The following is a 24,811-nucleotide window of genomic DNA, read 5'->3' as shown; positions in this document are numbered from 1 at the left end:
GCCACTTCGCGGTCATGGGTAATCAGGATGACCACATGGCCCTGGCTCGCCAGTTCGTCGAGCAGGGTCATCACCTCGGCGCCGCTGTGGCTGTCGAGGGCGCCGGTGGGTTCGTCGGCGAGGATGATATGCCCGCCGTTCATCAGCGCACGTGCAATGGACACCCGTTGCTGCTGGCCACCGGAGAGCTGGTGCGGACGGTTGCCGGTGCGCTCGGCCAGGCCCAGGCGGGTGAGCAGGGCATTGGCGCGGGCGTGCCGTTCGACGGCACTGATACCGGCATAGATCGCCGGCATCTCGACGTTTTCCTGGGCCGATGCCGACGGGATCAGGTGGTAGCCCTGAAACACGAAGCCGAACGCTTCGCGGCGCAGCCAGGCCAGTTCGTCGCTGCCCAACTGGGCGACGTTTTCCCCGGCGAACAGGTAATCGCCTTCGCTCGGGCGGTCGAGGCAACCGAGGATGTTCATCAACGTCGACTTGCCGGAGCCCGACGCGCCGACGATGGCGACAAATTCCCCGGCGTGGATCGACAGGTCGATGCCGCGCAGTACGTCGACCTGCGGGCTGTCGCCGCCGCCGTAGGATTTGCGGATGTGCTTGAGTTCGATCAGTGGCGTGGTCAACTCAGCCCCCGCTGCCGTCGGCTGGGCCGATCAACAGGTGATCGCCTTCGTCGAGGCCCTCCAGCACCTGCACGCGCAGGCGGTCGCTGATGCCCAGGCGCACCGAGCGCTGCTCGATGCTGCCGTTTTTCGCCACCACCCGGGCGAGTTGCGTATCCGCCGTAGGCACGCCTTGCAGCGCGGCGACCGGCACGGTCAGGGCGTCCTTGACTTGGCTGGCGACGAAAAACACCTGGGTGGTCATTTCCGCCATCAGCGCGTTATCGGCGTTGTCGACGTCCAGTAACACCGTGTACAGCACCACGCGGCCGGTGCCGCTCTTGCTGTTGCTCGGGCTGCCGCTGCCCTGGGTTTCGTTCAACGGCTTGGGCGGGATCGGCAGGATCTGCCGCACGGTGCTGGTCCAGCGCCGGCTGCCGCCGCTCAAGGTGGTGAAATACGCACTCATGCCGGGTTTGACATGGCCGATATCCGCCTCGGACACTTCGGCCCACACCGTCATCGGCGACAATTTGGCGATGCGCAGGATCAGCGGCGTTTGTTGTTGCGCGTTAAGGGTCTGCCCGACCCGCGCATCCACCGCCACCACGGTACCGGCCATCGGCGCGTAGATGCGCGTGTAACCGAGTTCCGCTTCGTCGCTGCGCAGGCTGGCCCGGGCCTGGCGAATCTGGGCCTGGAACATGTCGACCCGCGCCTGGGTGGCGTCCAGTTCGGCCCTGGCGGTTTGCACATCTTCTTCGCGGGTGGCGTTACCGGCGCTCAGGCGTTGCTGACGCTGGTATTTCTGGCGCGCCAAGGCGTGCTGGGCGTTCTGCTCCTGCAATTGCGCCTGCAGGTTTTCGATGGCGTAGCGGCTGGCGTCGAGCTTGGCTTTTTGCGTCGACGGGTCGATCTCCACCAGCAACTGGCCTTCCTTGACCTGATCGCCGGCCTCGACGTGGATCTTCTGGATCTGCCCGGAGGCCTGGGCGCCGACATCCACATACCGCCGTGGTTGCAGGGTGCCCAGGGCCGTGACGCTGTTTTCGATATCGCCCCGGGTGACCGTCACGGTGGCCAGGGCGTCGCGGCCCGGCGCAAGGGCTTGCCAGGCGACAAACGCAACGATGGGGATCAGGCACGCCACCACAAGCAGGGCGCGTCGGGCAGGTCGAGGGCGTTTCATGCGTAGGTTCCAGCCAGGAAAGATCGGGGCGCAGTCGCGCAGAGCTGACAGGTAAACGAAGAAAATCGCCGGGGATTTAGGCTGTTACACGCGCGGTTACAGGTCGAGCGAAGAAAAAAATCGACCGTTGATGCGAGACTTCTTTAAAAGTAGATGAGAATTACTATAAATTGCACGCACTCAAACTGCCATCATTGATGGCTGTGTTTCTACGCAGGTTGGCATCGTCCGCACCACGGCCATGGGGCCAGGAGTCATGTTGGAAAACTACTATCGCGAGCTGGTGTGTTTCCTCAACGCCAAGCTGGGCAACCGTCAGGTGGCCGAGGATGTGGTGCATGACGCCTATGTGCGGGTGCTGGAGCGCTCCAGTGACACGCCGATCGAACAGCCGCGCGCGTTCCTGTACCGCACCGCGCTGAACCTGGTGATCGACGGCCATCGGCGCAACGCTCTGCGCCAGGTGGAGCCGCTGGAGGTGCTGGACGCTGAAGAACGCTTCGCCCCCTGTTCACCCCACGCCAGCCACGACCAGAGCCAGCGCCTGGAGATGCTCGAACGCGCCCTGGCCGAGCTGCCGGCGGCCTGCCGCGACAGTTTCCTGTTGCGCAAACTCGACGGCCTGTCCCACCTGCAAATCGCCGAGCGCCTGTGCATTTCCCGCGCGCTGGTGGAAAAGCACATCGTCAATGCCATGAAGCACTGCCGGTTGCGCATGCGTGAGTGGGAAGCGCACTGAAGCGCTGTTAGTTAAATTTTATTTCACTGTCCTCGTTTCCTATCAACACACGGCCTGTTGTTCAGGCCATGAAGGTATTCCGCCCCAACCGCCAAGGGGCTTATCCAGAGGACACTGGAATGACACAGGCAATTGCTTCGCCCGCGGTTCACGACCTGATCGGCATTGGCTTCGGCCCTTCGAACCTGGCGCTGGCCATCGCCTTGCAGGAGCGTGAGAAAGCCCAGGGCAAACTGGACGTACTGTTCCTCGACAAACAGGCCGACTACCGCTGGCACGGCAATACCCTGGTGACCCAGAGCGAATTGCAGATTTCCTTCCTCAAGGACCTGGTGACCCTGCGCAACCCCACCAGCCCGTATTCCTTCGTCAATTACCTCAAGGCCCACGACCGCCTGGTGGACTTCATCAACCTGGGCACCTTCTACCCGTGCCGCATGGAGTACAACGACTACCTGCGCTGGGTCGCCGGGCAATTCCAGGCCCAGGCCCGCTACGGCGAAGAGGTACTGGCCATCGAGCCGATCCTGCACCAGCAACAGGTTGAAGCGCTGCGCGTGATTTCCCGCGATGCGCTGGGCGAGCAGCATGTGCGCACCACGCGCTCGGTGGTGGTCAGCGCCGGTGGCACGCCGCGTATTCCCGAGGCGTTCAAGGCGCTCAAGGGCGACAGCCGAGTATTTCACCATTCCCAGTACCTGGAGCGCATGGCCGGCCAGCCGTGTGTCGACGGCAAGCCGATGCGCATCGCGGTGATCGGCGGTGGTCAGAGCGCCGCCGAAGCTTTTATCGACCTCAACGACAGCTTCCCGTCGGTGCAGGTCGACCTGATTCTGCGCGGTTCGGCGCTCAAGCCGGCGGATGACAGCCCGTTCGTCAATGAAGTGTTCTCGCCGGCCTTTACCGACCTGGTATTCCAGCAAGTCGGCGCCGAACGTGAGCGCCTGGTCGCCGAGTACCAGAACACCAACTACTCGGTGGTGGACCTGGACCTGATCGAGCGCATCTACGGCATCTTCTATCGCCAGAAAGTGTCCGGCATCGCGCGCCAGGCATTTCGCACCATGACCGTGGTCGAAAAGGCCACCCCCGGCCCGCTGGGCATCGAACTGACGCTGCGCAACAACGCTACCGGCGAAACCTGCGTGAATCACTACGACGCGGTAATCCTCGCCACCGGTTACGAACGCCAGATGCACCGCGAACTGCTCGCGCCGCTCCAAGCTTACATAGGCGATTTCGAAGTGGCCCGCGACTACCGCATCGTCACCGACGAGCGCTGCAACGCCGGCATCTACATCCAGGGGTTCAGCCAGGCCAGCCATGGTTTGAGCGATACGTTGCTGTCGGTGCTGCCGATTCGCGCCGATGAAATTGCCGCGTCGTTGTACGAGAACGATCGCAACCGTGGCACCGCGCGTTCGGTGCAGGACCTGCTGCTCGCCACTGCAAGCTGATCTGAGTCAGTAGGAGCGAGCTTGCTCGCGAAAAACGCGAGGGCGCCGGGTTGATTCAGAAGGGGCGCGTTATCGTTGACGTTGTTCGCGAGCAAGCTCGCTCCTACGGGCGGTACTTGTGACAAGCAGATGCTGCTGATACTGTACAAAAAACCAGTATCGGTAGCTCTCCATGCAGTTGATCGAAAAGCTCAGCATTCTCGCCGACGCCGCCAAGTACGACGCTTCGTGCGCCAGCAGTGGCGCACCCAAGCGCAGCTCCGAAGGCAAGGCCGGGCTGGGTTCCACCGACGGCATGGGCATTTGCCACAGCTATACGCCCGACGGCCGTTGCGTGTCGCTGCTCAAGGTTTTGCTCACCAACTTCTGTCTCTACGACTGCCAGTATTGCGTCAACCGCCGTTCAAGCGATGTGCCCCGCGCGCGCTTCAGCCCGGAAGAGGTGGTCACCCTGACCCTGGACTTCTACAAGCGCAATTGCGTCAGCGGCCTGTTTCTCAGTTCCGGCATCATCCGCTCAGCCGACTACACCATGGAGCAGTTGGTGCGGGTCGCCAAGTTGCTGCGTGAGGAGCACGATTTTCGCGGCTATATCCATCTCAAGACCATTCCCGAAGCCGACCCCGCGTTGATCGCCGAGGCCGGGCGCTATGCCGACCGCCTGAGCGTGAATATCGAGCTGCCTACCGATGCCAGCCTGCAAACCCTGGCGCCGGAAAAACAGATCGTCTCGATCAAGCAGGCCATGCAGACCATCTACACCGGTGAACAGACGGTGCTCAACGAACCCCGCGCACCGCGTTTCGCGCCGGCCGGGCAGAGCACCCAGATGATCGTCGGCGCCGACGACACCGATGACAGCACCATCCTGCACGGTGCCGAAGCCTTGTATGGCAACTACAAACTGCGCCGTGTGTATTACTCGGCGTTCAGCCCGATTCCCAACAGCCCCAAGAGCGTGCCCCTGGCTGCGCCGCCGTTGATGCGCGAGCATCGCTTGTACCAGGCCGACTTTCTGTTGCGCAGCTACGGCTTCAGCGCCAATGAACTGTTCGAAGGCCCCGGCGACCTGGCCCTGGATATCGACCCCAAGCTGGCGTGGGCCCTGGAGCATCGCGAGGTGTTCCCCCTCGATCTTAACCGCGCCGAACCGACCTTGATCGCGCGTATCCCCGGCATTGGCCTGCGCACCACCCAGCGCCTGGTGGACTTGCGTCGCGAACGCAAGATCCGCTTCGAAGACTTGGCGCGCATGCGCTGTGTGCTGGCCAAGGCCAAGCCGTTTTTCATCACCAGCGATTACCACCCACAGCAGGCTGACAGCACCAGTGTGTTGCTGCGCGAACAGCTGCGCGATCGCCCGCAACCGCAACAGATGGGGTTGTGGGGATGATCAGCCTGGAATGCGACAACCTGTTCAGCACCTGGCGCGAACAGGCGCGCTGGCTGCTCAGCCATCAGGTCGACCCCAGTCAGGTGAGCTGGGGTGCAACCGAGGTGGCGGATCTGTTTGCCACCGACGAGCCCATTCCTTCCGGGTTGGGCCCGTTCCAGGCGCGCATTCCCAAGGCCTTGTTGCAACTGCTGGAGTCGGCTGCCTGCTACCAGGGCGATCAGCGCTGGAGTTTGTTGTATGAGGTGTTGTGGCGGGTCAGCCATGGCGACCGCACGGCCATGTTGGCAGGTGACAAATTGGGCAGCGAGTTGCAGCGCCGCATCAAGCAGGTCAGCCGTGAAGCCCACCACTTGCATGCGTTTGTGCGGTTCATTGCACTGCCGGCCGAGGCAGGGCCCGAGCTGCCGGAGTACGTGGCCTGGCATGAGCCGGCCCATGATATTTTGCACAGTGCCAGCCAGCATTTTATCGGGCGCATGGGCCGGCATCGCTGGATGATCGCAACGCCCCTGGATGGGGTGTATTACGACGGCGAGCAATTGATTCACCAACGCCGGTGCCCCGAGGCGTGGCAGCAACTGGCGCAAAATGTCGACGACCCGCACAGCGCCATGTGGTTGACCTATTACAGTCACATCTTCAACCCGGCGCGCTTGAACCCCAAGGTGATGGAAGGGCATCTGCCGAGCCGGTTCTGGAAGAACCTGCCGGAAGGCAAGTTGATTCCCGGGCTGATCAGCGAGGCGCGCACGGGCAAGCAGAAGGATGGACAGGCCAGGCTGGTGAGCACCAAGCCCGGCAAACGCATTTCAAGCGGGCACAGTTAGAACATGTGGGTAGGGCTTGGTATGGTGGTGTCTGTCAGAGCGCCCTCAGCCAGGAGCAATCATGTCTACCGCTGTTCGTCTTGCCCAAACCGCCGATGCCGAAGGGATCAGCCAGGTCATCCTGGCGGCCTTGCATAGCAGCAATGCACAGGATTACCCGGCGGACGTGATTGCCCGAGTGGCCAGTCATTTCACGCCCGAGGCCGTGCTGGCGCTGCTCAAGCGCCGTGTCGTGCTGGTGGCCACCCGGGATCAGCTGATCGTCGCCACCGCCGCGCTTGATGCCAATGTGGTGCGCTCGGTGTTCGTCAACCCGGCGCTGCAAGGGCAGGGCATTGGGCGACTGTTGATGATCGAGATCGAACTGCGCGCCCGCGAAGCCGGGGTGACGGTGTTGAGCGTGCCGTCCTCGCTGACCGCCGAGCCGTTCTACAGCAAGCTGGGGTTTCACACGGTGCGCGATGTCTATCATGGCAATGAACGCACGCTGGTCATGGAAAAGGCCCTGCTGTCCCGGCATCCCATCGGCCCGTATCGCGACCGTCAGCACCGTGCGCAAGTGGTTGAGTTATGGCAGGCGGCGTTCGGCTATGACACCGCGCATAACCTGCCGAGCCTGGCGATCGATAAAAAGCTGGCGGTCAATGACGGGTTGTTCTTTGTCGCGACCGATAAAAAAGCCGTGATCGGTACGATTCTCGCCGGCTACGACGGCCATCGTGGTTGGCTGTATTCGGTGGCGGTGCATGCCGACTATCGTCGCCACGGCCTGGGATCATCGCTGGTGCGTCACGCGGAACAGGCGTTGACGGCATTGGGTTGCATGAAGATCAACCTGCAGATCAATGGCGGCAATGACGCAGTGGTGGGGTTCTACGAGGCGTTGGGATATGGGGTGGAACCGAGGATCAGCATGGGCAAGAAGATTGCCGGGAATATTCCTGCCCAATCTTAAGAACACAGGAGATCAAATGTGGGAGGGGGCTTGCCCCCGATAGCGGTGTGTCAGTCACTGAAAATATTGACTGATCCACCGCTATCGGGGGCAAGCCCCCTCCCACAGGTTTTGCAGTGTTGCTGAGGCAGTGGCTTAGACCTTGACGATCCAACCCGCCGGCGCTTCAACGTCACCGGTCTGCACGCCCGTCAGCTCTTGGTAGAGCCTCTGGGTAATCGGGCCCACTTCGGTTTCGCTGTAGAACACGTGCATCTTGTCGTTGTACTGGATGCCGCCGATCGGCGAGATCACCGCAGCGGTGCCGCAGGCGCCGGCTTCCTTGAATTGGTCGAGCTTGTCGATGAACACCTCGCCCTCGACCACGGTCAGGCCCAGGCGGCTCTGGGCCAGTTCGATCAGCGACAGGCGGGTGATGCCCGGCAGCACCGAAGGCGACTTCGGCGTGATGAACTGGTTGTCGTGGGTGATGCCGAAGAAGTTGGCCGAGCCGACTTCTTCGATTTTCGAATGGGTCATCGGGTCCAGGTAGATCGCGTCGGCGAAGCCGGATTTCCTCGCTTCCGAGCCCGGCATCAGGCTGGCGGCGTAGTTACCGCCCACTTTGGCGGCACCGGTGCCCTGTGGCGCGGCGCGGTCGAAGGTGGAGATCTGGAAGTTGTGGGGCACCAGACCGCCTTTGAAATAAGCACCGACCGGGATGGCGAACACCGAGAAGATGAACTCCGGCGCGGTGCGCACGCCGATGTTTTCACCGGTGCCGATCACGAACGGGCGCAGGTACAGCGCGCCGCCGCTGCCGTAAGGCGGGATGAAGCGCTCGTTGGCCTTGACCACCTGTTTGCAGGCTTCGATGAAGTCTTCGGTCGACACATGCGGCATCAGCAGGCGGGCGCAGCTGCGTTGCATGCGCGCGGCGTTCTGGTCCGGACGGAACAGGTTGATCGAGCCGTCCTTGCAGCGGTAGGCCTTGAGGCCTTCAAAGCACTGCTGGCCATAGTGCAGGGCGGTGGAGCCCTCGCTGATGTGCAGCACATTGTCGTCGGTCAGGGTGCCTGCTTGCCATTCGCCGTTTTTCCAGACCTGGAGAAACCGCTTGTCGGTCTTGATGTAGTCAAAACCCAGCTTGTCCCAATTGATGCTTTCGTTACCCATGACACCCTCTAATCTCTGGTCAAGTCGGATTTTTTTCTGGATGGGCTCAACAATACTTCATTCTTGGCCGGTGTGGGAGCGGGCGGTTGGACCATTCCACATCTCTATTGGCCTCGCCACGGTTTTACAGATGCAACGCATGCCCCAAAGCCCGCAACGCCGCTTCCTGCACGGCCTCACCCAAGGTCGGATGGGCGTGGATGGTGCCGGCCACATCCTCCAGGCGCGAGCCCATTTCCAGGCTCAGGCCAAACGCAGTGGACAGCTCCGACACCCCGGCTCCCACCGCCTGCCAGCCGACAATCAGGTGATTGTCACGCCGCGCCACCACCCGCACGAAGCCGGTTTTCGACTCCAGGGTCATGGCCCGCCCGTTGGCGGCGAACGGGAAGCTCGACACGATGCAGTCCAGGCCGGCAGCCTTGGCCTCGTCCGGGGTCTTGCCCACCACTACCAGTTCCGGGTCGGTAAAGCACACCGCCGGAATCGCCGCCGGGTTGAATTCGCGGGCTTTGCCGCTGATCAGTTCGGCCACCATCTCGCCCTGGGCCATGGCCCGGTGTGCCAGCATGGGCTCGCCGCTCAGGTCGCCAATGGCATACACATTGCGCATGCTGGTCTGGCAGCGGCTGTCGATCTTGATCGCGGCGCCGTTCATGTCCAGGTTCAGCGCTTCGAGGTTGAAGCCCTGGGTGTTGGGTTTGCGACCCACGGCCACCAGCACCTGATCGGTTTCCAGCGAAAGGGTGTCGCCATTCGGGTCGCGCACTTGCAGGCAGTTATCGGCAAAGCCGCTGACGCTGTGCTTGAGGTACAGCTTTATGCCGAGTTGCTTGATCGACTCGTTAACCGGCTGGGTCAGCTCGGCATCGTAGGCCGGCAGGACGCGCTCCTGGGCCTCGACCACGCTGACGTCGGCCCCCAACTTGCGATAGGCGATGCCCAGTTCCAGGCCGATGTAACCGCCACCCACCACGATCAGCCGCTTCGGTACGTGGTTCGGGACCAGGGCTTCGGTGGATGAAATGACCGGTCCGCCCAGCGGCAGCATCGGCAACTCGACGCTTTTCGAACCGGTGGCCAGCAGCAGGTGTTCGCACTGGATGCGCTGCTCGCCCACGTCGACGGTCTTGCCGTCCACCACCTTGGCCCAGCCATGGATCACCTGCACCTTGTGCTTTTTCAACAACGCGGCGACGCCGGTGGTCAGGCGGTCGACGATGCCGTCTTTCCATTCCACGCTCTTGCGGATGTCCAGGGTGGGCACGTCCACTTCGATGCCCAGTGGCGAGCCCTGGCTGTGGTGTACCGTCTGCTGGAATTGCTCGGCCACATGGATCAAGGCCTTGGACGGAATGCAGCCGATGTTCAGGCAGGTGCCGCCCAGCGCCTGGCCTTCCACCAAAATGGTCGGGATGCCCAGTTGGCCGGCGCGAATCGCGGCGACATAACCGCCAGGGCCGCCGCCGATAATCAGCAGCGTGGTGTGTAGTGTCTGAGTCATGCCCTTACTCCAGGAACAGGCTGGCGGGTTGTTCGAGCAGGCCACGCACGGCCTGGATGAATTGCGCCGCGTCCATGCCATCGACCACACGGTGATCGAACGAGCTGGAGAGGTTCATCATCTTGCGTACCACGATCTGGCCCTTTATCACCATCGGCCGCTCGACGATGCGGTTGACGCCGACAATCGCCACTTCCGGCAGGTTCAGCACCGGCGTGCTGACAATGCCGCCCAGCGCGCCGAGGCTGGTCAGGGTGATGGTCGAGCCCGACAGCTCCTCGCGGCTGGCCTTGCCATTGCGCGCGGCGTTGGCCAAACGTGTGATTTCTTCGGCAGTGCCCCACAGGCTGCGGGCTTCGGCGTGGCGCACCACCGGCACCATCAGGCCGACATCGCTCTGGGTGGCGACGCCCACATGCACGGCGCCGAGGCGGGTGATGACCTGGGCTTCGTCGTCATAGCGCGCGTTGATCTGCGGGAAATCGCGCAGTGCCACCACCATGGCGCGCACGATAAAGGGCAGAAGGGTCAGCTTGCCGCGCGTGGCGCCGTGTTTGTCATTGAGGTGCACGCGCAACTCGTCCAGCGCGGTGACGTCGATTTCTTCCACGTAGCTGAAATGCGCGGCGCGGCGGGTGGCGTCCTGCATGCGCTGGGCAATCTTGCGGCGCATGCCGATCACCGGAATCTGGTGCTCGTCGTTGCGTTCGGTGTAAGGGTTGGCGGCGGCCGAGGCTGGGCTGGCGCCTTGCTGAAGGTAAGCCTCGAGGTCTTCATGCAGGATCCGTCCGGCCGGGCCGGAGCCCTGTACCAGGCGCAACGGGATACCCGCATCCAGGGCATGCTTACGCACGGCGGGGGAGGCCAGCGGGCGCTCATTGGCCTCCCGGGCCACGGGCGCCTGGACTTTGGCCGCGACAGGCGCGGGCTTGCTTTGAACCGGTTCCGGCTTGCTCTCCACCACCGGCGCAGCTTTTTCCACCGGTGCGGCCACGGCCGGCGCTTCCCTGGCGTTACCGGCGCCTTGCACTTCAATGCTGATCAAAATACTGCCCACCGCCATGACTTCACCCGGCTCGCCACCCAGGGAAATCACCTTGCCGTGGACCGGCGAGGGAATGTCCACCATCGCCTTGTCGGTCATCACATCCGCCAGCACCTGGTCTTCGACGACCAGGTCGCCGACCTTCACATGCCACTGCGACAGTTCAACTTCCGCGATGCCTTCGCCAATGTCCGGCATCTTGATAACGTGCGTGCCCATTCAGACCTCCATGACCCGTTTCAACGCCGCGCCCACTCGGGACGGGCCTGGGAAATACGCCCACTCCTGCGCGTGCGGGTAGGGCGTGTCCCAGCCGGTGACGCGCTCGATCGGCGCTTCCAGGTGATGGAAGCAGTGCTCCTGCACCAGGGCGACCAGCTCGGCGCCAAAACCGCAGGTGCGCGTGGCTTCGTGCACCACCACGCAACGGCCGGTCTTTTTCACCGACTTGACGATGGTGTCCAGGTCCAGCGGCCACAGGCTGCGCAGGTCGATGACTTCGGCGTCGATGCCGGTTTCTTCGGCGGCGACCTGCGACACATACACGGTGGTGCCGTAGGTCAGCACGGTCACGGCCGAACCCGGACGCACGATGGCGGCCACGTCCAGCGGCACGGTGTAGTAGCCGTCCGGCACTTGCGCTTGCGGGTGTTTCGACCACGGGGTTACCGGACGGTCGTGATGGCCATCGAACGGGCCGTTATACAGGCGCTTGGGTTCAAGGAAGATCACCGGGTCATCGTTTTCGATGGAGGCGATCAGCAGGCCCTTGGCGTCATAGGGGTTGGACGGCATCACCGTGCGCAGGCCGCAGACCTGGGTGAACACCGCTTCAATACTCTGGCTGTGGGTCTGGCCGCCGTAGATGCCGCCGCCGCACGGCATGCGCATGGTCAGGGGCGCGGTGAACTGGCCGGCGGAGCGATAACGCAGGCGCGCGGCCTCGGAAATAATCTGGTCGGTGGCGGGGTAGACGTAGTCGGCAAACTGGATTTCCGCGACCGGGCGCAGACCGTAGGCGCCCATGCCCACCGCCACGCCGATGATGCCGCTTTCGGAAATCGGCGCGTCGAATACCCGCGAGCTGCCGTACTTGGTCTGCAAACCTTCGGTACAGCGGAACACGCCGCCGAAGTAACCGACGTCCTGGCCGAACACCACCACGTTGTCGTCCCGTTCAAGCATCACATCCATGGCCGAGCGCAGGGCCTGGATCATGGTCATGGTGGTGGTGGTCATGGCGGTTTCCAGTTCGATGCTGTTGTTGTGATCGTTCATGTCAGACCCCCAGCTCTTGACGCTGGCGCTTCAAGTGCTCCGGCATCTCTTTATAAACGTCTTCGAACATGGTCGCGGCGCTTGGAATCTGGCCGCCGGCGAGGGTGCCGTACTGTTCGGCCTGTTTTTGCGCAGCGATGACTTCGGCTTCAAGTTCGGCACTGACCGCCGCGTGTTCCTCATCGGACCACTGGCCAATCCTGATCAGGTGCTGTTTGAGGCGGGCAATCGGGTCGCCCAACGGGAAGTGGCTCCAGTCATCGGCGGGGCGGTACTTGGACGGATCATCGGAGGTGGAGTGCGGACCGGCGCGGTAGGTGACCCACTCGATCAGGGTTGGCCCCAAGTTGCGGCGCGCGCGCTCGGCGGCCCAGGCTGAGGCGGCGTACACGGCGATAAAGTCATTACCGTCGACGCGCAGGGAGGCGATACCGCAACCGACGCCGCGTCCGGCGAACGTGGTGGCTTCACCGCCGGCAATGGCCTGGAAGGTGGAGATGGCCCATTGGTTGTTGACCACGTTGAGGATCACCGGCGCACGGTACACGTGGGCGAAGGTGAGGGCGGTGTGGAAGTCGGATTCTGCGGTAGCGCCGTCGCCGATCCAGGCCGAGGCGATCTTGGTATCACCCTTGATCGCCGACGCCATGCCCCAGCCCACACCTTGTACGAATTGGGTGGCGAGGTTACCGGAAATAGTGAAGAAACCAGCGTCCTTGACCGAGTACATGATCGGCAACTGGCGACCCTTTAGCGGGTCGCGCTCGTTGGACAGCAGTTGGCAGATCAGGTCCACCAGCGGCACGTCGCGGGCCATCAGGATGCTTTGCTGGCGATAGGTGGGGAAGCACATGTCGTCGATGTTCAAGGCCAGGGCCTGGGCGCTGCCGATGGCTTCTTCGCCAAGGCTTTGCATGTAGAACGACATTTTTTTCTGACGCTGGGCGACCACCATGCGGTTGTCGAAGATGCGCGTCTTGAGCATCGCGCGCATGCCTTTGCGCATGACGTCGGCGCTGACGCCCTCGGCCCACGGGCCCAGGGCCTGGCCCTGGTCGTCGAGCACGCGGATCAGGCCCTTGGCCAGGTCGGCGGTGTCGGACGGTTCTACGTCGATGGCGGGTTTGCGTACCAGGCCGGCGTCGGTCAGGCGCAGGTAGGTGAAGTCGGTCTTGCAGCCTGGGCGGCCCGAGGGTTCGGGAACGTGCAGGCGCAGCGGTGCATACGGCTGGGTCATGGCTTTCTACGCTCGATCTTGTGAATTTCTTGTAGTGGGCGCGCTAGCTGACAGTCAGTCTTCGGGTAGAAGAAATCTTGTCCTACAACAATCATAGGCGTGGCGTAGAAGAATATTTATCTGTGTTTCGTTGCGCTCCCGATCATTTACGGATAAAAAATCTGCATAAACATAATAAACAGGTGACTTTGTCTCATGCGCAAACTGGACCGTACCGATATCGGCATTCTCAACGCCCTGCAGGAGAATGCCCGTATCACCAACGCCGACCTCGCCCGTTCGGTCAACCTGTCGCCCACGCCGTGCTTCAATCGGGTGAAGGCGATGGAGGAGTTGGGGCTGATTCGCGAGCAGGTCACGCTGCTGGACGCCGACCTGCTGGGGCTGCATGTCAACGTGTTCATCCATGTGAGCCTGGAAAAGCAGAATGAACTGGCGTTGCAGCAATTTGAAGGCGCAATCTCGGACCGGCCGGAAGTGATGGAGTGTTACCTGATGGCCGGCGACCCGGATTACCTGATCCGGGTGCTGGTGCCGACGATCCAGTCGCTGGAGCGTTTCATGATGGATTTTCTGACCAAGGTGCCGGGGGTGGCGAATATCCGCTCCAGTTTTGCCTTGAAGCAGGTGCGCTACAAAACCGCGCTGCCGCTGCCGGCCAACGGCATCAGCCTCGGTTCCTGATTCAACGGTGGACAAAATGTGGGAGGGGGCTTGCCCCCGATAGCGGTGTGACAGTCAGCTTATCTGTAGCTGACCCACCGCCATCGGGGGCAAGCCCCCTCCCACATTTTTTACCGCATTTCAAAGTTGGTTGAGCGGGATCTTGAGATAGGTGACGCCATTTTCTTCCGCCGGCGGCATATGCCCCGCCCGCACATTCACCTGGATCGCCGGCAACAACAGCGTCGGCATCCCCAGCCCGGCATCCCGGGTGGTGCGCATCGCGACAAACGCCGCCTCATCTACTCCGTCATGCACATGGATATTCTCTGCCCGCTGTTGGGCCACTGTGGTCTGGCACTTGGCCGCTCGGCCCTCAGGCGGGTAGTCATGGCACACATACAGCTGAGTCTCGGGTGGGAACGCCAGCAGCTTGCGCATCGACGCGTACAACTGCCGCGCATCACCGCCGGGGAAGTCGCAGCGGGCGGTGCCGACGTCGGGCATGAACAGGGTGTCGCCCACCAGGATCAAGCGGCCATCGATCAGGTAGGCCATGTCGGCGGGAGTGTGTCCTGGAACGTGCAGCGCCTGGGCCTGCAAACCGCCGATATGAAAGATTTCATCCGGCGCAAACAGGTGATCGAACTGCGAGCCATCGACACGGAACTCCGGCTCCAGGTTGAACAGGTGCTTGAACACACCCTGCACCTTGCTGATGGACTGGCCGATCGCAATCTTGCCGCCCAGGGTGCGGCGCAGGTACGGCGCGGCGGACAGGTGATCGGCGTGGGCGTGGGTTTCCAGCAGCCACTGCACCTGCAGGCCATGCGCGCGCACGAAGGCAATCACCTTGTCGGCCTGTGCGGTATGGGTGCGCCCGGACGCGGGGTCGTAGTTGAGCACTGAATCGACGATGGCGCAGGGGCCGCCGTCGGCTTCATAGACGACGTAGGTGTAGGTCGACGATGCCTCGTCCAGAAAGGCTTGAATCAACGCTGGCATGGCGGCTATCCCCGGTGAAGAAAAAAGTGGTTACAATCAGTTTACGTTTAAACATAATGTTTTGAGCTTAAGTGAGATAAAGGAGCCGAGGCAAATGGAATCTACGTTGAGTGAGGGCGAAGTCGCCCAATTGCGTGCATCGGCGTCCAAGGCCTGTTCCTTGCTCAAGGCGTTGGCCAATGAGGACCGCTTGTTGATCCTCTGCCAGTTGACCCTGGGCGAACGCAACGTCGGCGAGCTGGAAGCCCAGACGGGCGTGCGCCAGCCCACGCTGTCCCAACAGTTGGGCATTTTGCGGGACGAAGGGTTGGTCGCCACCCGTCGGGAAGGTAAATACATCTTCTACGGGCTGGCCAGCCACGAAGTGATTCAAGTGATGAAGACCCTGTCCGGCCTGTACTGCGGCGCGGTGATAAAAAGCTGGGCGTGACGCCATCCGGCAGCGACCCTTGTGTGCATTGACTCAAAAAGGCAGTAGACAATGACCGAACAACACTGGGGACCCACCATCAGTGGCGATATCGTCGTCATCGGCGGCGGCTCGGCAGGCATCGGCCTGCTGGCCAGCCTGCTCAAGCGCGACCCGCAACTGAACATCATCCTGATCGAACCCAACGACTTCCATTGCTATCAGCCCGCCTGGACCCTGGTGGGCGGCGGCGCCTACGACCTGCAAAAGACCCGGCGCCCGCTGGCCGACGTGCTGCCCAACGGGGTCACCTGGATCCAGGCCGCCGCCAGCGAGTTATTGCCTGACGAGCAGACCCTGGTGCTCGACAGCAGCCAGCGCGTCACCTGGAACAACCTGATTGTCTGCCCGGGCCTGCGCCTGGCGTGGGAAAAGATCGAGGGCTTGCAGGATACCCTCGGTCGCCACGGCGTCACCTCCAACTACAGTTACGAACACGCGGCCTACACCTGGCAACTGGTGCAGCAGCTCAAGGGTGGCAAGGCGCTCTTCACCCAGCCGGCCATGCCGATCAAATGCGCCGGTGCGCCGCAGAAAGCCATGTACCTGTCCTGCGACCACTGGCTTAGGCAGGGCAGCCTGAAAAACATCGACGTCGAATTCAACCTGGCCGGTGCCGCGCTGTTCGGCGTGGCGACCTTTGTGCCGCCGTTGATGAAGTACGTCGAGAAATACAACGCACGGCTGGCGTTCAATGCCAACCTGATAAAAGTCGATGGCCCCGGGCGCACAGCCTGGTTCGAGGTCAAAGACGCCGAAGGCAACGTGCACGTCGAAGCGAAAGCCTTCGACATGTTGCACGTCGTGCCACCGCAAGTGGCGCCTGACTTTATCCGTCAAAGCCCGCTGGCCGACGCCGCAGGCTGGTGCGAAGTGAACCCCTACAGTTTGCAACACCTGCGCTATCCGCACATCTTCGGCCTGGGCGACGTGTGCGGCACCTCCAACGCCAAGACGGCGGCGGCGGTGCGCAAGCAGATCGTGGTGGTGGCCGAGAACCTGCTGGCCCTGCGCAAACAAGCGCCGCTGCCGCTCAAGTACGACGGCTACGGTTCCTGCCCGTTGACGGTGGAGAAGGGCAAGGTGGTGCTGGCCGAGTTCGGCTACGGCGGCAAGCTGCTGCCGACCTTTCCCCTCGATCCCACCCGCGCGCGTCGCTCGATGTGGTTCCTCAAGGCCACGTTGCTGCCGTGGTTCTACTGGAACGGCATGCTCAAGGGCCGCGAGTGGCTGACCCGCCTGAGCAAGGTGGACTGAATGCTGCTGGCCAGTGTGTTGGGTGTATTGATGGGCCTGGTCATGGGCCTGACCGGCGCGGGCGGCGGCATCCTCGGGGTGCCGGCGCTGGTGTTGGGACTGGGGTTGACGATGACCCAGGCCGCGCCGGTGTCCTTGCTTGCGGTAGGCGCAGCGGCGGCGGTTGGGGCGATTGACGGCCTGCGCCATGGCCTGGTGCGTTATCGCGCCGCGTTATTGATCGCCTTGCTGGGCGCGCTGTTTTCACCGCTCGGTGTGTTCGTCGCTCATCAACTGTCGGAGCCGGTGCTGATGGGCTTGTTCAGCGCCCTGATGGTGCTGGTGGCCTGGCGCATGGTGCGGCGCGAAAAGGTTGCAGCCGGGCCGAGTGACCATGGCGCGGCGTCCTGGGGCCAGAAGAACTGCATGCTCAACCAGCAGACCGGACGCCTGGCCTGGACCGCCAAATGCACTGCCACCCTGGCGGCACTGGGCGCGGTGACCGGCGCGGTCTCGGGTTTGCTCGGCGTGGGCGGCGGTTTTCTGATCGTACCGGCGTTCAAGCAACTCACCGATGTGCAGATGCGCGGGATCGTCGCGACCTCGTTGATGGTGGTCAGCCTGCTGTCGTTGATCGGTGTGGTGGGGGCCTTTCATGCCGGGGTGAACATCGAGCCGGTGGGCTGGGGGTTTATCGTGGCGAGTATTGCCGGCATGTTGGCCGGACGTCGCTTGTGCTCAGTGATTCCTGCGCGTGCGTTGCAAGTGGGGTTTGCCGGCTTGTGTGTACTGGTGGCGGCTGGAATGCTGATGAACGCTTTGCTCCGGACCTGATGATCGTTCCCACGCGGAGCGTGGGAACGATCAAAAAGGAACGATCGACTGAACAGTGTTGACCGTGCACGCTTGATAGATGGCGAGATGAACGTACCTCAGGTTACTGTTCTCCAAGTAATCGGTTCATCAAGGTCACCGAATGGATAAATACACCCCCCACACCTGGCAGCCCCACGAGCGGCCGAGCCTGCCCGGTTCGCCTTCGACGCCGCTGCACCCCACCCACAAACGCTGGCTGTTTGCGCTGGTGGGTGTGTTGGTGGCAATCACGGGTGGCCTGGGCAACGCGCTGGTTATCGCCAACCTGCAATACCTGCAAGGCGCCCTGGGCGCGACCACGGCGGAGATGGCCTGGCTGCCCGCCGCCTATGTGATGACCAACGTGTGCATGAACCTGCTGCTGGTGAAGTTTCGCCAGCAGTTCGGCCTGCGGGCGTTTACCGAAGTGTTCCTGGTGTTGTATGCGCTGGTGACCTTCGGCCACTTGTTCGTCAACGACCTCAACTCGGCCATCGCCGTGCGGGCGGCCCACGGCATGGTGGGGGCGGCGCTGAGTTCGTTGGGCTTGTACTATATGATCCAGGCGTTCCCGGCCAAGTGGCGCCTCAAAGCCCTGGTGCTGGGGCTGGGCACCGCGCAGCTTGCGCTACCCCTGGCGCGGCTGTTCTCCGAAGATTTGCTGCAAATCGCCGAATGGCGTGGCTTGTATCTGTTCGAGCTGGGCCTGGCGCTGATCTGCCTGGGCTGTGTGTTCCTGCTGAAATTGCCGCCCGGCGACCGGTTCAAGACCTTCGAAAAGCTCGACTTCCTCACCTTTGCGATCCTGGCCACCGGCGTTGCCTTGCTCTGCGCGGTGTTGTCCCTGGGGCGCATCGACTGGTGGCTGGAAGCGCCCTGGATCGGCATCGCCTCGGCCTGTTCGCTGGTGCTGATCATGGCCGGGTTGGCCATCGAGCATAACCGCGCCAACCCGCTGCTGATGACGCGCTGGCTGGGCAGCGGCACCATGATTCGCCTGGCCTTGGCGGTGATCCTGATTCGGATGGTGCTGTCGGAACAATCCACGGGCGCGGTGGGCTTCATGCAGATGCTGAACATGAGTTACCAGCAGATGCACACGCTGTATGTAGTGATGCTGGCCGGGGCGATTGCCGGGCTGGTGGTCAGCGCCTTGACGATCAACCCGGCGCATCTGTTGATGCCGCTGATCATTTCCCTGGCGCTGATGGCGACGGGGTCGGTGATGGACAGTTTTTCCAGCAACCTGACGCGGCCGCAGAACCTGTATATCAGCCAGTTCCTGCTAGGCTTCGGCGGGACCTTCTTTCTCGGGCCGACCATGGTGCTGGGCACCAAGAATGTATTGACCAACCCGCGCAACCTGGTGAGTTTTTCGGTGATGTTCGGGATTTGCCAGAACCTCGGCGGGCTGATCGGCGCGGCATTGCTCGGCACCTTCCAGATCGTGCGCGAGAAGTACCATTCGAGCATGATCGTCGAGCACCTGACCTTGCTCGACCCCCGTGTGGCGGCGCGGGTGCAGAGTGGTGGCTCGGCCTATGGCGGCATCATCGCCGACCCGGAGCTGCGCAACCTCATGGGCATTCGCAGCCTGGCCACGGCGGCCACCCGTGAGGCGAACGTCATGGCGTACAACGATGTCTTCATGTTGATTGCGATTATCGCGATCCTGACCATGATCTGGATCTTTATCCGCAGCCTGTGGCTGATGAGCACCACCAAAGCAGCAACCCCTCCTGTTCAACCTGTCGGCGCCTCTTCATGACCGAACCCACGACCACGACCACCAACGCCATCGCTTCCACGCCCGAGGGCACCACGCCACCGGGCGCCGCCGTGACCGAGCCGCGTTCATTGCGGGTGCGCATCCTTTCGTCCCTGGGCTTTGCCGCCGTTGCCATTGTCGGCGTGCTGATCGTGCTGTACGCGTGGCAACTGCCGCCGTTCAGCAGCGCCGTGGAAACCACCGAAAACGCCCTGGTGCGTGGGCAGGTGACGATCATCGGCCCGCAGCTCAGCGGCTACGTTTTCGAAGTGCCGGTGCAGGATTTCCAGTATGTGAAAGCCGGTGACCTGCTGGTGCGCCTCGATGATCGCATCTACAAGCAGCGCCTGGACCAGGCCCTGGCGCAACTGGCGGTGCAAAAGGCTTCGCTGGCCAATGTGGTGCAGCAACGCAACAGCGCCGAAGCGACCATCAAGCTGCGTCAGGCTGCGCTGGTCGACAGCCAGGCCCAGGCGCGCAAAAGCACCGCCGACCTGCGCCGCAATGAAGAATTGATCAGCGACGGCTCGGTGTCCAAGCGTGAGCTGGACGTGACCCGCGCCGCTAATGCCCAGACGGTCGCTGCCGTGGCCCAGGCCCAGGCCAGCCTGGAAATCGCGCGGCAGGACCTGCAAACGGTGATCGTCAATCGCGGCTCCCTGGAGGCGGCGGTGGCCAGCGCGGAGGCGGCGGTGGAGTTGGCGCGGATCGACCTGTCCAACACCCGCATCACCGCGCCCCGGGATGGTCAGTTGGGGCAGATTGGCGTGCGCCTCGGGGCCTACGTCAACTCTGGCGCGCAGTTGATGGCGCTGGTGCCCAAGCAGTTGTGGGTGATTGCCAATATGAAAGAAACCCAGATGGACAATGTGCAGGTTGGCCAGCCGGTGACGTTTACCGTGGATGCGCTGAACCACCGCAGGTTTCACGGCACGGTGCAGCATATTTCCCCGGCGACCGGCTCGGAGTTCAGCCTGTTGCAGGCGGACAACGCCACCGGCAACTTCGTCAAGATCGCCCAGCGCGTGCCGGTGCGGATCACCGTGGACCCGGACCAGGCAGAGAGTGAGCGGTTGCGGCCGGGGTTGTCGGTGGTGGTGAGTATCGACACCGCCGGGCGCCTTAAAAATTCACCCCCCTGACCCTGACACACAGGGAGCAGAATGTGGGAGGGGGCTTGCCCCCGATGGCGGTGTGTCAGTCAAAGATGCTCAGACTGACACACTGCAAGCCCACAACCCGCGCTCGTCGCCAATTTCGACGTCAATGACCTTGCGCATGTGCGCCTGGTCAACTTTGATTTCCAGCGCGTGCGCGGCGCTGCTGCAGCTAGAGGATGAAGCGCGGTTCGGGCAGCCCCTGGACGCCTGGGTTGAGGGCGAACACGCCGCCGGACAGTGACTGCTCACTCGGGTCGTCACGGATCGAGGTGACGTACAGGGTGTCCAGGCGACTGCCGCCAAAGGCGCACATGGTGGGTTTTTTCACCGGTACGTGGTGGGACTGGTCGAGGCGACCGTCCGGGGTGAAGCGGTGCACCAAACCGGCGTCGTTGGCGCAGATCCAGTAGCAGCCGTCCGCGTCTACCGCCGCACCGTCGGGCCGACCGAGGTGTCGATGCATGTCCACAAACACGCGGCGGTTGGACGGCGTGCCGGTATCAATGTCGTAGTCGAAGGCCCAGATTTGTTGCACCAACGGGTGTGAATCCGAGGCGTACATCGTACGGCCGTCGGGGCTGAAGGCCAGGCCGTTCAAGGTGATGAAACCGTCCAGTTGGGCATGGGGCGCCGAGCCGGCTGCGTAGCGATACAAGATGCCTTCGGCGGCGTTCAGGCCCATGTTCAGCACCATGCTGCCGGCCCAGAAACGGCCCTGGCGGTCGCAACGCCCGTCGTTGAGGCGCATGTCCGGGCGTGGATGCGTGACACTTGCCAGGGGCTTAGTGTCGAGACTGCCATCGCTGTGCGGGGTCAGTTGGAAAAACCCGGACTCCATGCCGGCGACCCAATTGCCTTTGTCAGTGCGAGCAATACAGGCGAGCATCTGCGCGGCTTGCCACGTTGCGACCTGGCCCGTGGCGGCGTTCCAGCGCTGCAGCCGACCGTTGGGGATATCCACCCAGTACAGGGCATTTTCCTCGGGCACCCACACCGGGCATTCGCCGACGGCGTTGCGGGCGTCGACAATCAATTCTGCACTCATCGCCACTCATTCCCTTGGGTTACGTGAACTCAGTCACCGAACGGGCCTGCCGCGCAGAACGCGCCGCCCTGATAGATTCTGGCCGGGTCATCGTCCGCCACCGGCGGCTGGGCCTCGACCTGGGCGCGGAACACTTCGGAGCTGTCCTTGGGGGCAAAGCCCAGGTGCGCGGCATAGCGGTTGTCCCACCAGGTGTCGAGGTTGTCCGACATGCCGTAGACCACGGTGTGCCCCACGTCTGGGGTGTACAGCGCGCGTTCGAGCAGTTGGGTCAGGTCGTCGAAGCTCAACCAGGTATGCATCATCCGGCGGTTCTGTGGCTGCGGGAACGACGAGCCGATACGGATGCTCACGGTCTGGATGCCGTAGCGATCAAAATAGAAACTGGCCATGTCTTCGCCATAGGACTTGGACAGGCCGTAGTAGCTGTCCGGACGGCGCGGTGAATGGGCATCGAGTTGTTCGCCCTGCTTGTAGAAGCCGATCACGTGGTTGGAGCTGGCGAAGATCACACGCTTGACCCCATGACGGCGCGCGGCTTCGTAGATGTGGAAGACGCCACTGATATTGGCACCGAGCACCTCTTCAAAGGGACGCTCCACCGACACGCCGCCAAAGTGCAGGATCGCATCGACGCCTTCCACCAGATGGTGCACGGCTTGTTTGTCGGAAAGATCGCAGGGTTGCACTTCTTCATGGGCGGCGGCGGGGGCCATGTCGGCGATGTCTGACAAGCGCAGCACAGTGGCGTAGGGGCGCATGCGTTCGCGCAGGACTTTACCCAGGCCACCGGCGGCGCCGGTAAGCAGGATGCGGTTGAAAGGAGTAGGCGTGGTGGTGGTCATGGGCATTCCGATTTTTGTTGTAGGTTGTCGTATGACTATGCGGAAATAGTGTGAGGGATTCCCTGTGTTGTCAACGCCCATCCAGCCAGTGAGATCAAAGGTGGGAGGGACGGCCTGCAAATACATCGTTCACTGGCCACCGCTGGCTTTTGTAGGAGCGAGCTTGCTCGCGAAAAACTCACAGGCACTGCGTTCATTCAGGAAGCACGCGTTATCGTTGATATTTTTCGCGAGCAAGAGCTAGGCGCCCCCCTCGCTCCTACAGAGGGCGGTGTATGCCCTCCCGCATTTGAATGGAGTACGACGTGGGAATTCCCGGTTCAGCCGGCAATGACCATTGGCGGCAGCGTGCCCAACAGCGATACAACGGCTACTGCTGCAACACCTAGTAGCCATTCCGTCATCACACTGGCCTTCAAGCTGCTCACGCGCTGTTCGCACTGTTCCAGGCGCAACCGATTGAGCAAGGCCAGCGCCAACATGCCCCCTACCAACAGCACTTTGATCAGCAGGATCAAGGCAAAGCCTTCGAACAGCGGGGTAGGCCACCATTGGCCGGTGAGCACGCGTACATTGATCAGACCGGTCACCAGCAGGCCTGCCACCAAGGCGTAGCCCACGCCGCTGAAGCGCCGCAGGATTGGCTGCAGCGCAAGCGGCGGTGTCTGGCGCAGGATCAATACCAGCAACAGCAGCCCACCCAGCCAGGCGCCGACGCTTGCCAAGTGCACCACCTGATTGAGGATCAGCAGTTGCCCGCTGAGCCCATCGAGCATGGCGCCGTGGCCCACTGGTGCCAGGGTCACCAGCATCAGCGCTGTCAGCGGCAGGCGCAGCGCCGGCCAGGGCTTGATCAGCACGATCACCAGCAGCAGGTTCAGCAGCAGGTGCCAGGTCCACACCTGGCCGAAGAAGGTCTTGCCCAACACCAGCTGGACGGTCGCCGGTTGCAGCGCCGCGTCCCAACCGCCGGCCATGCTGGCGGTGATCAACAACAGCCACGCGATCCCGGAACCTAGCCCCACACAGGCCAGGCCACGGGTGATGCGCAACAGTTGCCGGTCGAGTGCCGGTAGCGCAGCCGTCCCGAGCAGCAGAGGCCTGAACACACAGGCCCCGAACATCAGCAGCACGACGATGAAATGCAGGAAGCGGCACAGCACCAGCAGGGTTGCCATGAATTATTGGCCGACCTTGAAGCTGTAAGTGCCTTCGCTCTTGTGGGTGTCGACGGAGACCGCGTGCCATTCCACTTTGTAAGTACCGGCCGCCAACGGAGCGGCAGGGGTGACCACCAGGGTTTTCTTGTCGGTGTCCGGGGTTTCCAGGCCCTTGATCGCGATTTCCGTGCCGTCCTTGCTCAGGGACACCTTGGTGAAGGTCGCTTCGACGCCTTCGCTGAATGTCAGGCGCAACTCTTTCGGCGCGGTCACGCTGCTGTCTTTGGCTGGCGTGGCGCTTTCAAGGTGCGCATGGGCAAATGCCGCGGACGCGCCCAGCAGGGAAGCGAGCAGGGCGACGGTTGTCAGGGACTTCTTGATCAACATTGTTCAATACCAATCAGAGGATAGAAGGCGCCAGTGTACGAAGTTTCGGTTCGGCGTGTCGCCCCGATCTAGAGCCGATGGTAGTCTCTAGGTCGTGTTGTTGTCAGGGAGCCCTTATGGGCAATCACAAGATCGGCATTCGACGGGTCAACGTCGAGAAAATCCTGCTGGCGGCGGAGAAGGTCTTCGCTGAAAAAGGCTATGGCAGCACCGCCATGGCCGACATCGCCAAAGAGGCGCAACTGCCGCGCTCGAATCTGCATTACTACTTCACCACCAAGAGCGAGCTGTACAGCGCGGTGCTGTTCGACCTGCTGGAGGTGTGGAAACAGGACGCCCTGAGTTTCGAAACCTTCGATGACCCGCGCGTGGTGCTCAGCAGCTACATTCGCGCCAAGATGCAGCGCTCGCGCACGCGGCCTTATGGCTCGAAAGTCTGGGCCAATGAAATCATCCACGGCGCGCCGACCCTTGGTGAGGCGCTGGATGAAAGCCTGTACGACTGGGCCAAGATGAAGGAAGCGAAAATCCGCCAGTGGGTGCAGGACAAACGCATCCTGCCGCTGGAGCCGTCGAGCCTGCTGTATATGATCTGGGCGTCGACCCAGCACTATGCCGACTTCGATCACCAGGTGAATATCCTGAATGATCACCAGCCGTTGTCGGATATGCAGTTTGAGCGGGCGATTCAGACGGTGACCGGGGTGATATTGCGCGGGATTGGGTTGCAGCCTTGAGTTTTGTAGTGGGGCTGAAGGCCTCATCGGGGCATAGGTATCTACACAACTCAGCAGCGCCCAACCGTAACCACGATGCGAAGCGAGCCGCTCT

At 62.4% G+C, this 24,811-nt stretch carries 24 protein-coding genes; 12 read left to right on the top strand and 12 right to left on the bottom strand.

Features of this window, described 5'->3' with window-relative positions; genetic code table 11:
* A partial coding sequence (locus BFP90_RS12275) for an ABC transporter ATP-binding protein (RefSeq protein ID WP_141688957.1) occupies nucleotides 1-626 on the bottom strand: 626 nt, incomplete at its 3' end.
* Between the two features lies 1 nt (nucleotide 627).
* Entirely contained in the window at nucleotides 628-1,794 is a 1,167-nt protein-coding gene (locus BFP90_RS12270; protein WP_065896803.1) for an efflux RND transporter periplasmic adaptor subunit, read from the bottom strand.
* 256 nt (nucleotides 1,795-2,050) lie between these two features.
* On the opposite strand from BFP90_RS12270, the gene BFP90_RS12265 reads away from it, so the two are divergent.
* The 5 genes from BFP90_RS12265 to BFP90_RS27360 all read left to right on the top strand — a co-directional run bounded on the left by BFP90_RS12265 (nucleotide 2,051) and on the right by BFP90_RS27360 (nucleotide 7,168).
* Nucleotides 2,051-2,533, top strand: coding sequence for a sigma-70 family RNA polymerase sigma factor (locus BFP90_RS12265; protein ID WP_065884826.1), 483 nt, complete (start codon nucleotides 2,051-2,053; stop codon nucleotides 2,531-2,533).
* 119 nt (nucleotides 2,534-2,652) lie between these two features.
* On the top strand, nucleotides 2,653-3,990 hold the full coding sequence (locus BFP90_RS12260; protein WP_065896802.1) for a lysine N(6)-hydroxylase/L-ornithine N(5)-oxygenase family protein: 1,338 nt from the start codon (nucleotides 2,653-2,655) through the stop codon (nucleotides 3,988-3,990).
* A gap of 172 nt (nucleotides 3,991-4,162) precedes the next feature.
* Entirely contained in the window at nucleotides 4,163-5,383 is a 1,221-nt protein-coding gene (locus tag BFP90_RS12255) for a putative DNA modification/repair radical SAM protein (RefSeq protein WP_065891856.1), read from the top strand.
* Nucleotides 5,380-6,213: a TIGR03915 family putative DNA repair protein gene (locus BFP90_RS12250; protein WP_065896801.1), complete on the top strand. Its 834-nt coding sequence runs from the start codon at nucleotides 5,380-5,382 to the stop codon at nucleotides 6,211-6,213. The genes BFP90_RS12255 and BFP90_RS12250 overlap by 4 nt, the downstream gene beginning before the upstream one ends.
* A gap of 61 nt (nucleotides 6,214-6,274) precedes the next feature.
* The gene (locus BFP90_RS27360; protein ID WP_083203229.1) at nucleotides 6,275-7,168 is read left to right on the top strand and encodes a GNAT family acetyltransferase; all 894 of its coding nucleotides are present in this window, start codon (nucleotides 6,275-6,277) and stop codon (nucleotides 7,166-7,168) included.
* A 135-nt stretch (nucleotides 7,169-7,303) separates the two neighbouring features.
* Here the strand turns inward: BFP90_RS27360 and BFP90_RS12240 are convergent, their stop codons facing one another.
* The 5 genes from BFP90_RS12240 to BFP90_RS12220 all read right to left on the bottom strand — a co-directional run bounded on the left by BFP90_RS12240 (nucleotide 7,304) and on the right by BFP90_RS12220 (nucleotide 13,387).
* On the bottom strand, nucleotides 7,304-8,323 hold the full coding sequence (locus BFP90_RS12240; RefSeq protein WP_065891857.1) for a branched-chain amino acid aminotransferase: 1,020 nt from the start codon (nucleotides 8,321-8,323) through the stop codon (nucleotides 7,304-7,306).
* Nucleotides 8,324-8,447: 124 nt separating this feature from the next.
* Nucleotides 8,448-9,827, bottom strand: a complete 1,380-nt coding sequence (gene lpdA, locus BFP90_RS12235) for a dihydrolipoyl dehydrogenase (RefSeq protein ID WP_065896800.1) — start codon at nucleotides 9,825-9,827, stop codon at nucleotides 8,448-8,450.
* Between the two features lie 4 nt (nucleotides 9,828-9,831).
* Nucleotides 9,832-11,091: a dihydrolipoamide acetyltransferase family protein gene (locus tag BFP90_RS12230; RefSeq protein ID WP_065896799.1), complete on the bottom strand. Its 1,260-nt coding sequence runs from the start codon at nucleotides 11,089-11,091 to the stop codon at nucleotides 9,832-9,834.
* Nucleotides 11,092-12,150: an alpha-ketoacid dehydrogenase subunit beta gene (locus tag BFP90_RS12225; RefSeq protein ID WP_065884833.1), complete on the bottom strand. Its 1,059-nt coding sequence runs from the start codon at nucleotides 12,148-12,150 to the stop codon at nucleotides 11,092-11,094.
* Between the two features lies 1 nt (nucleotide 12,151).
* On the bottom strand, nucleotides 12,152-13,387 hold the full coding sequence (locus BFP90_RS12220) for a 3-methyl-2-oxobutanoate dehydrogenase (2-methylpropanoyl-transferring) subunit alpha (protein ID WP_065884834.1): 1,236 nt from the start codon (nucleotides 13,385-13,387) through the stop codon (nucleotides 12,152-12,154).
* Between the two features lie 195 nt (nucleotides 13,388-13,582).
* Between BFP90_RS12220 and bkdR the strand changes: the two genes are divergently transcribed.
* Nucleotides 13,583-14,071, top strand: coding sequence for a Bkd operon transcriptional regulator BkdR (gene bkdR, locus BFP90_RS12215; protein WP_003174877.1), 489 nt, complete (start codon nucleotides 13,583-13,585; stop codon nucleotides 14,069-14,071).
* 120 nt (nucleotides 14,072-14,191) lie between these two features.
* Here the strand turns inward: bkdR and BFP90_RS12210 are convergent, their stop codons facing one another.
* A complete protein-coding gene (locus tag BFP90_RS12210; RefSeq protein WP_065896798.1) occupies nucleotides 14,192-15,055 on the bottom strand; it encodes an MBL fold metallo-hydrolase in 864 nt (287 codons plus the stop codon).
* Between the two features lie 94 nt (nucleotides 15,056-15,149).
* Here BFP90_RS12210 and BFP90_RS12205 point away from each other — a divergent pair, with 94 nt between their 5' ends.
* The 5 genes from BFP90_RS12205 (at nucleotide 15,150) to BFP90_RS12185 (ending at nucleotide 20,525) form a co-directional block, all read left to right on the top strand.
* Nucleotides 15,150-15,485 (top strand): ArsR/SmtB family transcription factor, encoded by a 336-nt coding sequence (locus tag BFP90_RS12205; protein ID WP_057007617.1) that lies wholly within the window; start codon nucleotides 15,150-15,152, stop codon nucleotides 15,483-15,485.
* Between the two features lie 51 nt (nucleotides 15,486-15,536).
* Nucleotides 15,537-16,781, top strand: coding sequence for an FAD/NAD(P)-binding oxidoreductase (locus tag BFP90_RS12200; protein WP_065896797.1), 1,245 nt, complete (start codon nucleotides 15,537-15,539; stop codon nucleotides 16,779-16,781).
* Nucleotides 16,782-17,594 (top strand): sulfite exporter TauE/SafE family protein, encoded by an 813-nt coding sequence (locus tag BFP90_RS12195; RefSeq protein WP_065891777.1) that lies wholly within the window; start codon nucleotides 16,782-16,784, stop codon nucleotides 17,592-17,594.
* Nucleotides 17,595-17,736: 142 nt separating this feature from the next.
* Entirely contained in the window at nucleotides 17,737-19,383 is a 1,647-nt protein-coding gene (locus tag BFP90_RS12190) for an MFS transporter (protein ID WP_065896796.1), read from the top strand.
* Nucleotides 19,380-20,525: an HlyD family secretion protein gene (locus tag BFP90_RS12185; protein WP_065891775.1), complete on the top strand. Its 1,146-nt coding sequence runs from the start codon at nucleotides 19,380-19,382 to the stop codon at nucleotides 20,523-20,525. The genes BFP90_RS12190 and BFP90_RS12185 overlap by 4 nt, the downstream gene beginning before the upstream one ends.
* Before the next feature lie 187 nt (nucleotides 20,526-20,712).
* Here the strand turns inward: BFP90_RS12185 and BFP90_RS12180 are convergent, their stop codons facing one another.
* The 4 genes from BFP90_RS12180 to copC all read right to left on the bottom strand — a co-directional run bounded on the left by BFP90_RS12180 (nucleotide 20,713) and on the right by copC (nucleotide 23,980).
* A complete protein-coding gene (locus tag BFP90_RS12180) occupies nucleotides 20,713-21,588 on the bottom strand; it encodes an SMP-30/gluconolactonase/LRE family protein (RefSeq protein WP_065891774.1) in 876 nt (291 codons plus the stop codon).
* Nucleotides 21,589-21,617: 29 nt separating this feature from the next.
* The gene (locus BFP90_RS12175; RefSeq protein ID WP_065896795.1) at nucleotides 21,618-22,433 is read right to left on the bottom strand and encodes an NAD-dependent epimerase/dehydratase family protein; all 816 of its coding nucleotides are present in this window, start codon (nucleotides 22,431-22,433) and stop codon (nucleotides 21,618-21,620) included.
* A 320-nt stretch (nucleotides 22,434-22,753) separates the two neighbouring features.
* On the bottom strand, nucleotides 22,754-23,611 hold the full coding sequence (gene copD / locus BFP90_RS12170) for a copper homeostasis membrane protein CopD (protein WP_065896794.1): 858 nt from the start codon (nucleotides 23,609-23,611) through the stop codon (nucleotides 22,754-22,756).
* A 3-nt stretch (nucleotides 23,612-23,614) separates the two neighbouring features.
* Nucleotides 23,615-23,980 carry a copper homeostasis periplasmic binding protein CopC gene (gene copC / locus BFP90_RS12165; protein ID WP_065891771.1) on the bottom strand — a complete coding sequence of 122 codons (366 nt, stop codon included), beginning with the start codon at nucleotides 23,978-23,980 and terminating at the stop codon, nucleotides 23,615-23,617.
* Nucleotides 23,981-24,096: 116 nt separating this feature from the next.
* Between copC and BFP90_RS12160 the strand changes: the two genes are divergently transcribed.
* A complete protein-coding gene (locus BFP90_RS12160) occupies nucleotides 24,097-24,717 on the top strand; it encodes a TetR/AcrR family transcriptional regulator (RefSeq protein WP_065884845.1) in 621 nt (206 codons plus the stop codon).
* Nucleotides 24,718-24,811: the final 94 nt, after the last annotated feature.

It is taken from the genome of Pseudomonas sp. 24 E 13 (genome assembly GCF_900004715.1).
Classification (GTDB): Bacteria; Pseudomonadota; Gammaproteobacteria; order Pseudomonadales; family Pseudomonadaceae; genus Aquipseudomonas; species Aquipseudomonas orientalis_A.
This window is presented reverse-complemented; position numbering and strand designations above follow the sequence as displayed.

What these genes read in the sequence shown, in the direction of transcription:
- BFP90_RS12230 (WP_065896799.1), bottom strand. Translation starts at nt 11,091, where the DNA reads ATGGGCACGCACGTTATCAAGATGCCGGACATTGGCGAAGGCATCGCG.
- BFP90_RS12260 (WP_065896802.1), top strand. Translation starts at nt 2,653, where the DNA reads ATGACACAGGCAATTGCTTCGCCCGCGGTTCACGACCTGATCGGCATT.
- BFP90_RS12200 (WP_065896797.1), top strand. Translation starts at nt 15,537, where the DNA reads ATGACCGAACAACACTGGGGACCCACCATCAGTGGCGATATCGTCGTC.
- BFP90_RS12265 (WP_065884826.1), top strand. Translation starts at nt 2,051, where the DNA reads ATGTTGGAAAACTACTATCGCGAGCTGGTGTGTTTCCTCAACGCCAAG.
- lpdA (WP_065896800.1), bottom strand. Translation starts at nt 9,827, where the DNA reads ATGACTCAGACACTACACACCACGCTGCTGATTATCGGCGGCGGCCCT.
- copC (WP_065891771.1), bottom strand. Translation starts at nt 23,980, where the DNA reads ATGTTGATCAAGAAGTCCCTGACAACCGTCGCCCTGCTCGCTTCCCTG.
- BFP90_RS12255 (WP_065891856.1), top strand. Translation starts at nt 4,163, where the DNA reads ATGCAGTTGATCGAAAAGCTCAGCATTCTCGCCGACGCCGCCAAGTAC.
- bkdR (WP_003174877.1), top strand. Translation starts at nt 13,583, where the DNA reads ATGCGCAAACTGGACCGTACCGATATCGGCATTCTCAACGCCCTGCAG.
- copD (WP_065896794.1), bottom strand. Translation starts at nt 23,611, where the DNA reads ATGGCAACCCTGCTGGTGCTGTGCCGCTTCCTGCATTTCATCGTCGTG.
- BFP90_RS12270 (WP_065896803.1), bottom strand. Translation starts at nt 1,794, where the DNA reads ATGAAACGCCCTCGACCTGCCCGACGCGCCCTGCTTGTGGTGGCGTGC.
- BFP90_RS12185 (WP_065891775.1), top strand. Translation starts at nt 19,380, where the DNA reads ATGACCGAACCCACGACCACGACCACCAACGCCATCGCTTCCACGCCC.
- BFP90_RS12180 (WP_065891774.1), bottom strand. Translation starts at nt 21,588, where the DNA reads ATGAGTGCAGAATTGATTGTCGACGCCCGCAACGCCGTCGGCGAATGC.
- BFP90_RS12205 (WP_057007617.1), top strand. Translation starts at nt 15,150, where the DNA reads ATGGAATCTACGTTGAGTGAGGGCGAAGTCGCCCAATTGCGTGCATCG.
- BFP90_RS27360 (WP_083203229.1), top strand. Translation starts at nt 6,275, where the DNA reads ATGTCTACCGCTGTTCGTCTTGCCCAAACCGCCGATGCCGAAGGGATC.
- BFP90_RS12210 (WP_065896798.1), bottom strand. Translation starts at nt 15,055, where the DNA reads ATGCCAGCGTTGATTCAAGCCTTTCTGGACGAGGCATCGTCGACCTAC.
- BFP90_RS12250 (WP_065896801.1), top strand. Translation starts at nt 5,380, where the DNA reads ATGATCAGCCTGGAATGCGACAACCTGTTCAGCACCTGGCGCGAACAG.
- BFP90_RS12220 (WP_065884834.1), bottom strand. Translation starts at nt 13,387, where the DNA reads ATGACCCAGCCGTATGCACCGCTGCGCCTGCACGTTCCCGAACCCTCG.
- BFP90_RS12175 (WP_065896795.1), bottom strand. Translation starts at nt 22,433, where the DNA reads ATGACCACCACCACGCCTACTCCTTTCAACCGCATCCTGCTTACCGGC.
- BFP90_RS12190 (WP_065896796.1), top strand. Translation starts at nt 17,737, where the DNA reads ATGGATAAATACACCCCCCACACCTGGCAGCCCCACGAGCGGCCGAGC.
- BFP90_RS12160 (WP_065884845.1), top strand. Translation starts at nt 24,097, where the DNA reads ATGGGCAATCACAAGATCGGCATTCGACGGGTCAACGTCGAGAAAATC.
- BFP90_RS12240 (WP_065891857.1), bottom strand. Translation starts at nt 8,323, where the DNA reads ATGGGTAACGAAAGCATCAATTGGGACAAGCTGGGTTTTGACTACATC.
- BFP90_RS12195 (WP_065891777.1), top strand. Translation starts at nt 16,782, where the DNA reads ATGCTGCTGGCCAGTGTGTTGGGTGTATTGATGGGCCTGGTCATGGGC.
- BFP90_RS12225 (WP_065884833.1), bottom strand. Translation starts at nt 12,150, where the DNA reads ATGAACGATCACAACAACAGCATCGAACTGGAAACCGCCATGACCACC.